Genomic DNA, 12,402 nt, shown 5'->3' on the forward strand with positions numbered 1-12,402 from the left:
TCGCTGATGAGACTCCCAAGACAGCGCAGGGCCCAGCACCGGGGCGCGGCCACCGTCGAGTTCGCGCTCTCCGTCCCGGTGTTGGTGATGATCCTCATGTTCAGCATGTACCTCACCGAATTGGTGAGGGCGAAGCTGAAGCTCCTGGAGCTGGCGCGCTACGCCACGTGGGAGATGACCAGCTACACCCTGTCCGACTTCGGCAACGCGGACCACGACGCCGCCTTCGCGGACGCGAAGCGGGAGGCGATGGAGGAGGTGGCGGAGCGCTACAAGGACATGGACTCGGTGGAGACCAATGCTCCGCCCGGCTCGTTCATCGCGCGCTACACCAACATCCAGGCGGACGTGGTCAACAAGGACGTGCCCTTCATCGAGGCGGGCCTGGTGCTGGGCAACAGCGGCGACGGCATGGCCAACTCCGTCCTCGGCGCCATCAATGGCGGCGCCAACGGCCTGCTGGGCTTCTGGAAGTTCAACACCAAGGGCTGGGTGGAGTCCCAGGTGTCGATGCAGTTCGACAACGTCATCCTTCCCCAGCGCTACCTGGAGCAGAGCACGGGTGACTTCTTCAAGGTGGACACCTTCGGCGGCCGGAACATCGGCAGCCTGCGGCTCAGCACCCGCCACTCCATGTACGCCACCGGGTGGAACCTGCCGGACGGCAGCGATGCCGTCATCAACGGCCGGCGCGCGGGCGGCCACACCGAGGGCAACGAGGTGCATGGCCTCTACGCCCAGGTCAACCGGATGACCTTCCTGGGCGTCAAGGAGCGCCTCGAGAGCTCACCGCTCGGCGGCGTGCTGTCGACCTTCTCGTCCTTCGCTCCGGCCTTCCTCGGCACCTTCGTCATCTCCAAGAACTACGGGTTGGCGGGCGGGGATGCGTCCCAGTGCGACGGCGTCAACAGCTACCCCGCGGCCGCGGCGCACGGCCTGCAGGATCAGATGTCGAACGACCTCGAGCTGCTCGACAGCGACCGGCCGCAGTGCTTCGACACGGCCCCGTTCCGCGACAACACGTACGAGGACTCGCAGTACAAGAAGATCTTCGAGGCCCGTGGCGAGCACTTCATGGGCTGCAAGAATCCGCAGGCCGAAGACCCCTCCGCCCCCACCAGCGCCGACTCGACCAAGGGCGACAAGAACGAGGACATCGTCAACTGTGAGTAGCTCCCTGGCACGGCTCTGCGCGCTGCTGCTGACGGTGGGGGCCCTGGCCGCCCACGCCCAGCAGGAGTTGCCCGTCTATCCGGGCACGGTGCATACGCGCATCGGCAATGACCTGGTCATCGCCGGTGAGTACTACCGCATGGCGTACTTCACCACGGACGACCCGCTGGAGAAGGTGGCGGACTACTTCACCCGCCACTGGCGCTCGCAGGGCTACCCCACCGCGGTGGACGGCGACCTGGAGAACGAGGCGGTGGTGTCCGCCCTGTACACGCGCGAGGGCCTGCAGCGCGGCGTCGTCCTCCGCCGGCACCTCGGCAAGACGGTGGGCTTCACCGTGCTGCGCGACTTGTGGGTGAGCGCGCCGCGCAACTCCGCCCCCGGCCTGGTGAAGGTGGAGGGGATGCTCTTCACCCAGGACCTCGCCACGCGAGACGCGCCGGGCGGCTCGCAGAACCGCTCCTCGCTCGTGGAGGGCAACCTGGAGGACGTGCGCCAGCGCGTCACCCAGGAGCTCGAGAAGCAGGGCTACCAGCCGGTGCGCCAGGGCGCGATGAAGCTAGGTGGGGAGACGCAGCTCACGATGGAGCATGCGCGCAAGGCCGAGCAGGTGGTGACCACCCTCCGCCCCGTGGAGGACGGGCTCACCGCCATGGTACAGATGTGGGTAGGCTCCGACCGGCCCGACGCCATGCCCAACGACGCCGCCGTGAAAGAGAGCCGTGAGGCCCATGAGCGCGGCAAGCGCGCGGCGAAGGAAGGCAAGAAGTGAAGGCCCTGGCGCTCCGCTTCGCACTGGCCGTGCTGCTCGTGGCCATGCCCGCGCAGGCCGCAGCGCCCGCGATGAAGGCCCTGATGGACCACATGTCCCGGGGGGCGCGGGCCTCGCGCGTGGGCGACTGGGTCACCTACCGGATGGATGGCGGCGGCGCTCGCGTGCACTACTGGCGCATGGCCGTCGTGGGCCAGGAGAAGGACCGGTACGGGCGGGACGCGGTGTGGATGGAGGTGGAGTTCGGCACGCACCCCGCGATGCGCGCGCCCCTGGGGCAGATGAAGATGCTGGTCGCCCTGGGTGAGTCGAACGACCCGCGCCGGCACGCCATCACCCGCCTCATCGCCTCCGCGGGCTACGGCAAGCCGCAGGAGTACTCGCAGGAGGCGCTGGAGGCCGAGCTGAAGAAGAATGAGCAGGCCCCGGCTCCGGACGAAGCCGCGCGCGCGAAGGCCGCTCCGGAGCCGGCGCTCACCGCCGCGTACCGTCCCGTGGTCCGCTCCGGCAAGGAGGCGCGCCTGATGACCCACGCGGGCACCGTCACCGCCGTCCCGGTGGAAGTGGTCATGCGCTCCACCGTCATCAAGCGCATGTGGATGAGCCGGGAGATTCCCGTCATCAACCTGGCGAAGATAGAGATTCCCGGCATCGGCCAGAGCATGGAGGTGGCGGAGTATGGTGTGGATGCGAAGTCCCGCATCCGCATGCCGCAGCCGAACGAGCCGCAGATCCACCTCGAGTACGCCGAAGAGAAGTTCGCCAACCTCCCCTGGTTGCAGGAAGACGAAGAGGAGAGCCCATGAGCTCCACGACGAAGACGCCGCGCTCCAGCCGCCGTGCGCGCCGAGGGCAGGCGATGTTGGAGTACTCCCTGCTCAACTGGGTCCTCGTGGTGGCGCTCGTCGTCGGAGCGTCCGTGAAGGTCAAGTGGACCGATGACCGGCAGTCCAACGTCATCGACCTCTTCCTCGAGGCCTACCAGGTCTATTACGACTCGTACTACTTCGTGCTCAACCTGCCGTTCCCATGACGGCGGTGGCCCGGAGGGGGGAAGGGGGCTCGTCACCCTGGGGCCTGCGGCTGGTGCACGCGGGCGTCTTCCTGGCCCTGGCGGCGGTGCCGCTGGGTGCGTCCCGTTCCGAGTGGCGGCACCTCGTGGATGCGCTCTCTCAGCCCTTCAATGTGGGGGCCCCTCCGCGGGTGCTGATGCTGGTGGGCTCGGTGGTGGCGGCCGTGGGCCTGGTGCGCCTGCTGGTGGCCCTGGCGAGGGGCCGCTCCGCTCCGCTGTGGGCCTCCCTGGCGGTGCTCGCCGGCGTCGCGGGGACGCTCGTCTACGGCCGGGAGCCGGTGGACGCGCGCTCGGAGCCGCGGGCCAACCTGGCCTTCCTCGCCTCCGCCCGGCGCGTCCATCTGGAGATGGTGGGCCAGCTCCAGTCCAAGGCGGAGGTGCCCGTCGAGACGGCGCCGTGGCAGGCCCTCCTCGAGCAGGCCTTCCGCGCCGACGCCCGCGTCCGGGACAGGTCCTTCCGGAGCGTGCCGGCGCGGGTGCTGCGCGTGGAGACGCCGGGAGCGGCCGCCGAGCGCACCGTCCCCGGGGATGTCTGGCTCTTCGTCTCCCCCGACGGCGTCACCTTCTCCCTGCGCGTCGTCGGCCTGGAGCAGGGGAGGCCGGCGCTGCTGCGGGACGACACCGGCGAGCCCGTGGTGCTCACCGGCCTCTTCAACCCTGACCTGCCTGCCGCGGAACCCCCCGCACCATTGCTTCCTTGACGGGGGGCTGCTTGCGGGGTTGCCTCGAAAAGCAGGTTCGGTGAGGCTCCGGGTAGACGTTGACCCGGCGGTCCCTCCAGATGGGGGGCCGCTGGTACTTCAGGGAGAGGCGCACATGGCAAAGGCGCGGTGGACGTGGTTGCTGGTGGCGGCCCTGGTGGGGCTTGGGGCATGCAAGGACCACGGGACGGACGAGGAGGGGACGGACGGGGGTGACGTGGATGCGGAGGCGCAGGCCGGCTTCGGCAAGGACCGGCGCCAGCCGAAGGGCACGCCGCTGTCGCTGCCCGCGGGCGTGCAGGTGTCGGGCACCATCGTCGGCGCGGATGATGACGGCAACTGCGGGCAGCCGCAGACGGCGGACGTGGGCAGCGGCCTCTATGTGCGCGCCTGCCTCAAGCTCACCAACATCAGCGGTGGCCCGGTCCAGGTGACCTTCCCTCCGGGCCTCGTCATCGTCTCCGCCTCGGAGGGCTACCAGAACGGCCTGCTGGTGGAGCGCGTCGTCATCACCGTGCCCCCCACGTCGGGCGGCCCGGGCGGGCTCGACGGCGGCAGCAACCCGGAGACGGTGAACGTGCCGCTGCACTTCTATTGCATCAACAAGGCGAGCGACCCCTCCGACCCGGCCGCGCGCTACGAGCTGGGGCCCATCACCGACCACCCGCAGATGCGGGAGCTCTACACGCTCCTGCAGGGCAAGGACGTCTACGAAGACGGCCTCAAGGTGGAGGTCGTCCAGGAGGCCGTCTACAGCATCTCCGACGGCTCGGGGCTGACGGCCGATGACCGCGCGGCCCTCCGGAATCTGTAGTCCGGCGGGGTACGGCACGCCCTCTCCCGCCTTACCCGGGGCAGGGGACTGGCGGCGGGGGGCGCGCCGACCTGTAGCACCCTGGTTTTTTGTTCCTGAATCGCGCGGGATGCCGAGTTATCGCGAGAGGTGGTTTTGACACCCGGCGTATCGCACGGCTAACATCCCGCGCCATTCGCGCTTGTTGCGCCTGATTGTACTCGCACACCCCCTCTGGACTTCGCCGCCGAACGGCACCCCCCGTTTTGGAGGTTCCTGAACCATGCTGAAGGGCAAGACTCCTCTTGTCGTCGCGCTCGTGCTGGGCCTGCTGGCCGGCGTCATCGCCTACTCCGCCATCAAGAAGAAGGAGGCGGACGTCCGCCGTGGCTGGAACCTGGTGCCCGTCGTCGTGGCGGCGCAGGACATCCCGGAGGGCACGGTCATCACCTTCGAGATGATCTCCCAGCGCTCGGTGCCGGAGCAGTTCGTCACCTCGTCGGTGGTGCGTCCGGACTCGGCGTCCTACGTGGTGAACCAGAAGGTGCTCGTGGCGCTGCAGTCGGGTGATCCGCTGCTGTGGAGCCAGTTCGAGACCACGAAGGCGGCCGAGCGCCTGTCCACGAAGGTGCAGCGCAAGGCCCGCGCCATCACCATCGAGGCGAAGAACACCACGTCCGTCGGTGGGTGGATCCGCCCCAACGACAAGGTGGACGTCATCGGCACCTTCCGGGACCCCCAGACGGACGAGAGCGTCGCGGTGACGCTGCTCCAGAACGTCATCGTGGTGGCTACGGGCAAGATTACGGGCACCACGAACGTGAACCTGATTCCGGAGAACCAGCGCGAGTACAGCAACATCTCGCTGATGGTGCTGCCGGAAGAGGCGGAAATCCTGGTGCTGGCGACGGAGCTGGGCGCGCTGACGCTCACCCTGCGCAACGAGGACGACGTGGACCTCATCGAGGAGCGTGGCCGCGCCACCATCAGCACGCTGCTGTCAGGCGAGCGCACCCGCGTGCTGGAGCAGAAGCGCCGGGAGATCATCCAGATCATCAAGGGCGGCGCGGAGAAGGCCGCGGGCGCGGCCGCGCCGTAACGGCGCTGCACGCGAGTCCTCCAGGGAACCACGCCCATGCTCGCCGGAATCGTCCTCCTCCTCGTCACCGGGTCTGTCTTCTTCTTCAGCCTGGTGATCTTCAGCGTCCTGTCGAAGGCGTACGAGCAGTACCAGGAGCGCTACGTCGCCAAGTCGATGAACGACTTGAGCGACATGTTCCTCTTCATCGACCCGCGCCAGATGTTGATCCTCAACATCGCGAGCATGTGCTTGTTGGGGATCCTCTCGTACATCATCTTCAACCCCATCCTCGCGGTGATAGCCACGGTGTTCGGCTTCTTCGTGCCGATGCTGCTGGTGAAGCACTACCGCAAGCGGCGCATCAAGAAGTTCAACGTCCAGCTGGTGGACGCGCTGCAGGCCATGGCCAACGCCTTCAAGGCGGGCCTCACCTTCCCGCAAGCGATTGAGCACGTGGCGCGCGAGGCGATGCCGCCGCTGTCCCAGGAGTTCGGCCTGTTCGTGAAGGAAGTGAAGCTGGGCGTGCCCCTGGAAGAGGCGCTCATCAACATGGGGCGCCGGGTGGGCAGCGACGACCTGGAGCTGGTGGTGGTGTCCACGAACATCGCCCGGCAGCTCGGCGGCAACATGGCGGAGATGTTCGAGACCATCTCCACGGTGATCCGCGAGCGCTTCCGCCTGGAAGGCAAGATCGACGCGCTCACCTCGCAGGGCAAGCTGCAGGGGTGGATTGTCGCGGCCATGCCCGGGGTGCTGGGCATGGTGCTCAACTACATGCGGCCGGACCTGATGGAGCCCATGATGAACCACCTCTTCGGGTGGATCCTGGTGGTCATCATCGCCATCATGGAAATCATGGGCATCTTCATCATCCGGCGCATCGTCAACATCGATATCTGAGGGGTGCACCGTGGATGTCCTGACGCAAGTGCTGGTCGGCAGCTCGGCGCTGCTCTTCGCGGGGGCCATCGGGTTCCTCGGCCTGGGCCTGTACCAGACGCTCCTCGAGCGCTTCCTCTCCGAGGTGCGCGACGAGTCAGCCGGTGGCGTGAAGGGCGCGGGTGGCGTGGCCATCCGCCGCCTGGGCTCCATGAACCGCCGCATCATGTGGCCGAGCTACGAGGCCAAGGCGCGCCGCAACCTCATCAAGGCCGGTGAGCCGCAGGGCTACAAGCCCGAGGACATCATGGCGCTGCAGGAGGTGAGCTCCGTGGTGGGCCTGCTGATGGGCCTGTTCATCCTCAACGGCACGGGGCAGAACCTGGGCTGGTCGCTCCTCTTCATGCTCTTCGGCGCGTACTACCCGCTGATGTGGCTGAACGACCAGGTGAAGAAGCGCCACCTGCAGATCAGCCGCGCGCTGCCCTACAACCTGGACCTGCTGACGCTGTCGGTGGAAGCGGGCCTGGACTTCACCGCGGCGCTGGCGAAGGTGGTGGAGAAGGGCAAGCAGGGCCCGCTGCGCGAGGAGCTGCAGCTGGTGCTCAAGCAGCTGAAGATGGGCAAGACGCGTGAAGAGGCGATGAAGAGCATGATCGTCCGCGTGGACCTGCCGTCGCTGACGACGTTCGTCACCGCGCTCATCCAGGCGGACAAGATGGGCACCAGCCTGGGCAAGGTGCTGCGCATCCAGTCCACGCAGATGCGCATCGACCGCACCCAGCGCGCGGAGAAGCTGGCCGGCGAGGCCCCGGTGAAGATGCTCTTCCCGCTCATCGCCTGCATCTTCCCGACGGTGTTCATGGTGCTGTTCGGGCCCATCGTGTTCCAGTTCTTCTTCGGTGAGCTGGCCTGAGGGTTGTGCCCTGCCTATCCGTCTGACCATCACCAAGGGGCTCCAGGAGGGACGGGAGCTCGTCTTCGAGCAGGCCGAGGTGAAGATCGGCCGCACCTCGGAGAACGACCTGGTGCTGCACGACCACGGCGTCTCCCGTCGGCACGCGCGCATCATCGAGCGCGCGGGGCTGTACTTCGCCGCGGACGTGGGCAGCTCCAACGGTACCTCCCTCAACGGCACGCTGCTCCCGGGTGAGCAGCAGCTGAGGGACGGGGACCGCATCACCGTGGGCCCCGTGGAGTTCACCTTCGTCTGGGTACCCCCCGACGGGGACGAGGACGCCACCCGCCCCATCCGCCGCACCGCGGCGCTGGGGGGCCCGCTGGACGGCCCGGCCGACGTCCTGCCCACGGCGAAGCTCCCCGCCGTCTCCGCGCAGCGTCCCGCGGACCCGCCGCCCCCGGTGGCCCTGGAGAAGGCGCAAGCCAGCTCCGTGCCCGCGCGCCCGGCGCCCGGCGCCGAGGGGATGACGGCCGCCGAGCGCGCCCGCCGCCGCCGCGAGCTGGCTGGCAGCGGCGGTGGGCAGCTGGCGGTGTGGTGGGGCGAGCTGTCGCGCGGGGCCCGGGGGGTGGTGGGCCTGGCCATGGCGCTGGTGCTGGCGAGCGGCCTGGGCGCACTGGGCTGGGTGTTCCTGCCCCACGGCGGAAAGGCCGGCAGGGGTGGGCCGGAGCCGGTGTTGCTCGGGGTGGACGTGGTGCCGGACTCGTTCGGCCTGGGGGAGGGCGTGCAGTGGGAGCGCCCGGACCAGAAGTCGTTCGACTTCCAGTTCGTCACGCCCACGCGGGCGGTGGCGCTGCTGCACTACCAGGCCAGCGGCATCTCCAAGGAGGAGGTGGCGCTGGTGCTCAACGGGGCCAACCTCGGGTGGGTGCCCCCGGACACGGCCAGCGCCATGGAGCGGGAGCTGGAGTTCATCCTCCCCATCATTTCGCTGAAGCGGAATGACCAGAACACCGTCGTCTTCGACAACGTGCGCAACCCGCCCGGCAACGAGTCGTGGCGGGTGTGGAACCTGCGCCTGGAAATCATCCCCGTGCCGGAGCTGTCCCCCGACGAGCTGGTGGCGAAGGCGCGCCAGTACGCGGTGGCCGGCTCCCGGTTCTACGAGACGAAGGCCATCGGCTCGGAGAACCTCTTCAAGGCCTGGCAGCAGTACCGCTTCGCGTGGCTCACCCTGGAGGCCCTGGACGAGAAGCCGGACCTGTACCAGGACGTACGCTTCCAGCTCGGTCAGGTGTCAGCCGAGCTCGACCACAAGTGCAGCCAGCTGATGCTCGATTTCCAACGCAGCGTACAGTTCCGGAACGCGAAGAAGGCCCGGGCGGCCCTGCAAGAAGTCGGCAGGCGCTTCCCTACAGCCGAGCATCGCTGCCACAATCGGGCGCTGGAGTTGGCTTACGAGCACGAGCTGTAACTCCCGTGCCCCCCTCGTAGGAAGTCGGTGAATTCCCATGTCGAACGGTTCCCCTCCGGCGCGTCGCAGGCCCACTTCCGGAACGCCTTCCGGCGGCGGGTCGCCCTCGGGAGGCACCGGGTCCCGCCCGGCCGCGCGCAGGCCGTCCACTGGCGCGGCCCGGCCCGCTCCCGCGTCCGCCAGCCCCCGGCTCGTGTGTGTCGCCGGCCCCAAGGCGGGTGAGGAGTTCCCCCTGGAGGACGGCGAGTACGTCATCGGCCGCGCCACCGACAACCCCATCTGCATCCCCGACACGTCCGTGTCCCGCAAGCACGTCATGGTGCGCAAGGTGGGCACGGGCTGGGCGGTGAGTGATCTGGGCTCCGGCAACGGAACGATGGTCAACGGCGACGTCATCGGCGACGAGACGCCCCTGGCCAACAGCGACGTCATCACCCTGGGGGACACGGAGCTGCGCTTCGAGGACGTGGCCAACTCCACGATGAACATTTCCGCGCCTCCCAGCGGCTCGCGGCCCCGGCCCTCCAGTTCCGGCTCCGGAGGCCGGCCCGGGGTGCCGCCCCGCCCGCCGCCGCGCACCGAGGGTGGGCGCGTGCGCAGCTCGCGAGCCACGGCCGCCACGCCGGCCAGTCCCGAAGAGCAGAAGAAGAAGATGCGCATCAAGCTGGCCGCGGCCGGCGTGGTGGTGGTGCTGTTCGCCGGCCTGGGGCTGGTGCGGATGAACGTCAACCGCCAGCAGGCCGTGGAGCTGGCGAAGGCCATGGAGGGCAAGGCCCGGCGGGATGCGCTCAGCGCGCTGTTCCAGGACGCGAAGAACCTGGTGCGCGAGGGCAAGTGGATTGAAGCGCAGGCGAAGCTGGAGGAGCTCCAGGCGCAGGCGCCGGACTACCCGGGCGTGACGGACTACCTCGGGCACGCGGAGCGGGAGATTCCCATCCAGCGCAGCCTGGAAGAGGCGCGGGCGGCGCTCGCGAAGAACGAGCTGGGCAAGGCCTCGGCCGCGCTGGCGAAGACGGGCAAGACGCAGTTCCTCGACGAGCCGGTGCGCCAGCTGAAGCGGGACCTGTCGGCCGCGGCCGGCAAGCGCACGGTGGCGGCGCGAGCGGCGCTGGACAGCAGCCAGTATGACGAGGCCAAGGCCATCACCGACGACGTGCTGGTGGCCGTGCCCGACTACCGCGACGCGAATCTCATCAACGAGGCGGCGGCGCAGGCCATCGCCCAGCGCGACGCGCCGCGGCCCGTCATCCAGGGCCCCGCGCCCAAGCCGTGGGAGCCGGCCGTGGACCGGTTCCGCGACGGTGACACGTCCGGCGCGGTGGCCATCCTCAACGCGTGCCTGGCCCGCACGCCCCAGTGCAAGAAGCTGCTCGGGCAGATCAACGAGTTCAGCAACCTCTACAAGAAGCTGGAGGACCTGGATGCCAAGTCGCTGACGAAGCTGCTGGCGCTGGACAAGGACATCACCGACGGCCGGCCCAGCAAGATGGCGCGCAACGCGGGCACGCGCGCGGCCACCATCTTCTACAAGGGCGCCAGCGCGGCGAAGGCGGCGGGCCAGTGGGGCCGCGCCATGGAGTACGCGCGCCGCGCGCTGCAGGCCGACCCGGGCCATGCCGGTGCCACCAACATCATCAGCGAGATGAAGACCAAGGCGAAGGACCTGTACCTCTCCGCCTACTCCATCAAGGACGCCTCCCCCGAGGAGGCGCTGCCCAAGTTCAAGGACGTGGTGGCCATGACGCCGCCCGACGACGAGTACCACCAGAAGGCGCAGACCTGGGTCGAGAAGCTCTCGCGATGAAGAAGTCCAGGGGCGGCCCGCCGCCGACAGTCGTTCCTCCCGGCCTGCAGGGGGATTTGTTCGGCGCGTCCGTCACGCCTCCGGCCCCCCCGGCGCCCTCCGAGGAGGCCCGGCCCCAGGCGCGCGTGGTGGCCATGCCCCGCAGGCCTCCGCCCCCGCCTCCGCCCGTGGACGCGGACGGCACGGCGCTGCTGGGGCCGCTGGAGGGTGCGCCTCCGCCGCCGCCGAAGCCGGAGCGCTCGGTGCTGACGGTGGGCGAGCTGACGCGGCAGTTGAAGCAGACGCTGGAGTCGCGCTTCGCGCGCGTCATCGTGCGCGGCGAGGTGACGGGCTTTCGTGGGCCCAACGCGCGCGGGCACTGGTACTTCTCGCTGAAGGACCCGTCCGCCGCCATCGACGCGAAGGTGTGGGCGTCCCTGGCGGGCCGGCTGCGCTTCATGCTCCGCGACGGCATGGAGGTGGTGGCCGAGGGCAGCGTCGACCTCTACGAGCCGCAGGGGCGCTACAGCCTCATCGTCCAGCGGATGGAGCCGGTGGGGGAGGGCGCGCTGGCGCTCGCCTTCGAGCAGCTCAAGGAGCGGCTCGCGGCGGAAGGGCTCATCGGCGACCGGCGCGTGCGCGCGCCGCGCCCGCTGCCCTTCTTGCCCCGGCGCATCGGCATCGTCACCAGCCGCACCGGCGCGGCGCTCCAGGACTTCCTGCGCGTGCTGCACTCGCGCAACCCGCGGCAGAGCGTGCTGCTGGCGGACGCGCGCGTGCAGGGCGAGGGCTCCGCGGTGGAGGTGGCCCGGGCCATTGAGCGGCTGTCGCGCACGGACGTGGACGTCATCGTGGTGACGCGCGGCGGAGGCTCCGTGGAGGACCTCTGGACGTTCAACGAGGAGCTGGTGGCGCGCGCCATCTTCGCCTCGCCGGTGCCGGTGGTGTCGGCCATCGGTCACGAAATCGACTTCACCATCTCCGACTTCGTGGCGGACTGGCGGGCGCCCACGCCCAGCGCGGCGGCGGAGCGGCTGGCGCCGGTGCTGGCGGACCTGGAGCTGACGCTGGCCACGCAGGCCGGGCGGCTGCGGCGCGCCATGGAGCGACGGGTGCTGGAGCTGCGCGAGGAGCTGGGCCAGCTCTCCGCGCAACTGGAAGACCCGCGGCGCGCCATCAACCACCAGCGGCTGCACCTGTCCGAGCAGGTGGAGGCGATGATGCGCGTGCTGCGGCCCGCGGTGCGTGAGCACCGGGACGGCCTGCGCGCGCTGTCCGAGCGCCTGCAGCGGGCGCGGCCCCAGGCGCGGCTGGGCGAGCAGCGGGCCCACCTCCTGAAGCTGGCGATGCGGCTGTCGGAGGCGGCGCGCTCGGGTGTGGCGTCCCGGCAGGCGGCGCTGGCGGCGGCACACCTGGGGCTGGAGCGGGCCTCACCGGCGGCGCGGGTGGCGAGGGAGCGTGCCCGGCTGGCCGCGCACCGGGCGCGGTTGCTGGCGCTCCAGCAGGCAGCCCTGGCGGATGCGCAGAGGCGTTTCCAGCGTCTGGAGGGACGGTTGGACGCGCTGAGTCCGCTGAAGGTCATGTCGCGCGGGTACTCGGTGGTCTTCCGCCAGCGGGACGGCGCGGTGGTGCGCACCAGCACCGACGTACAGGTGGGAGAGCGGCTGGGCATCAAACTCGCGGTGAACGGGGCGAAGACGCTGGGCGGGTGTGAGGAAGTCGAAGCCACCGTCACGGGCGTGAAAGGGCCGGTGGACTGCTAACGGGCCACCCTCT

General features: G+C 69.6%; 12 protein-coding genes. All 12 read left to right on the forward strand.

Features of this window, described 5'->3' with window-relative positions; translation table 11 throughout:
- Positions 1-6 precede the first annotated feature (6 nt).
- The 12 genes from OV427_RS39880 to xseA all read left to right on the forward strand — a co-directional run bounded on the left by OV427_RS39880 (position 7) and on the right by xseA (position 12,389).
- Positions 7-1,173 carry a TadE/TadG family type IV pilus assembly protein gene (locus tag OV427_RS39880; protein WP_267861465.1) on the forward strand — a complete coding sequence of 389 codons (1,167 nt, stop codon included), beginning with the start codon at positions 7-9 and terminating at the stop codon, positions 1,171-1,173.
- Entirely contained in the window at positions 1,166-1,945 is a 780-nt protein-coding gene (locus OV427_RS39885; RefSeq protein ID WP_267861466.1) for a hypothetical protein, read from the forward strand. Before OV427_RS39880 ends, OV427_RS39885 begins: the two co-directional genes overlap by 8 nt.
- On the forward strand, positions 1,942-2,751 hold the full coding sequence (locus OV427_RS39890; protein WP_267861467.1) for a hypothetical protein: 810 nt from the start codon (positions 1,942-1,944) through the stop codon (positions 2,749-2,751). The genes OV427_RS39885 and OV427_RS39890 overlap by 4 nt, the downstream gene beginning before the upstream one ends.
- Positions 2,748-2,978, forward strand: a complete 231-nt coding sequence (locus tag OV427_RS39895) for a hypothetical protein (protein WP_267861468.1) — start codon at positions 2,748-2,750, stop codon at positions 2,976-2,978. Before OV427_RS39890 ends, OV427_RS39895 begins: the two co-directional genes overlap by 4 nt.
- A complete protein-coding gene (locus OV427_RS39900; protein ID WP_267861469.1) occupies positions 2,975-3,718 on the forward strand; it encodes a hypothetical protein in 744 nt (247 codons plus the stop codon). The genes OV427_RS39895 and OV427_RS39900 overlap by 4 nt, the downstream gene beginning before the upstream one ends.
- Before the next feature lie 115 nt (positions 3,719-3,833).
- Positions 3,834-4,532 (forward strand): hypothetical protein, encoded by a 699-nt coding sequence (locus tag OV427_RS39905; protein WP_267861470.1) that lies wholly within the window; start codon positions 3,834-3,836, stop codon positions 4,530-4,532.
- A 262-nt stretch (positions 4,533-4,794) separates the two neighbouring features.
- The gene (gene cpaB / locus OV427_RS39910) at positions 4,795-5,610 is read left to right on the forward strand and encodes a Flp pilus assembly protein CpaB (RefSeq protein ID WP_163998321.1); all 816 of its coding nucleotides are present in this window, start codon (positions 4,795-4,797) and stop codon (positions 5,608-5,610) included.
- 36 nt (positions 5,611-5,646) lie between these two features.
- Entirely contained in the window at positions 5,647-6,492 is an 846-nt protein-coding gene (locus OV427_RS39915) for a type II secretion system F family protein (protein WP_267861471.1), read from the forward strand.
- 10 nt (positions 6,493-6,502) lie between these two features.
- Complete coding sequence (locus OV427_RS39920; RefSeq protein ID WP_267861472.1) at positions 6,503-7,387, forward strand: type II secretion system F family protein; 885 nt, start codon at positions 6,503-6,505, stop codon at positions 7,385-7,387.
- The gene (locus tag OV427_RS39925; protein ID WP_267861473.1) at positions 7,374-8,843 is read left to right on the forward strand and encodes an FHA domain-containing protein; all 1,470 of its coding nucleotides are present in this window, start codon (positions 7,374-7,376) and stop codon (positions 8,841-8,843) included. Before OV427_RS39920 ends, OV427_RS39925 begins: the two co-directional genes overlap by 14 nt.
- 37 nt (positions 8,844-8,880) lie before the next feature.
- Positions 8,881-10,647, forward strand: a complete 1,767-nt coding sequence (locus OV427_RS39930; RefSeq protein WP_267861474.1) for an FHA domain-containing protein — start codon at positions 8,881-8,883, stop codon at positions 10,645-10,647.
- A complete protein-coding gene (gene xseA / locus OV427_RS39935; protein ID WP_267861475.1) occupies positions 10,644-12,389 on the forward strand; it encodes an exodeoxyribonuclease VII large subunit in 1,746 nt (581 codons plus the stop codon). Before OV427_RS39930 ends, xseA begins: the two co-directional genes overlap by 4 nt.
- Positions 12,390-12,402 lie beyond the last annotated feature (13 nt).

It is taken from the genome of Pyxidicoccus sp. MSG2 (assembly GCF_026626705.1).
Classification (GTDB): domain Bacteria; phylum Myxococcota; class Myxococcia; order Myxococcales; family Myxococcaceae; genus Myxococcus.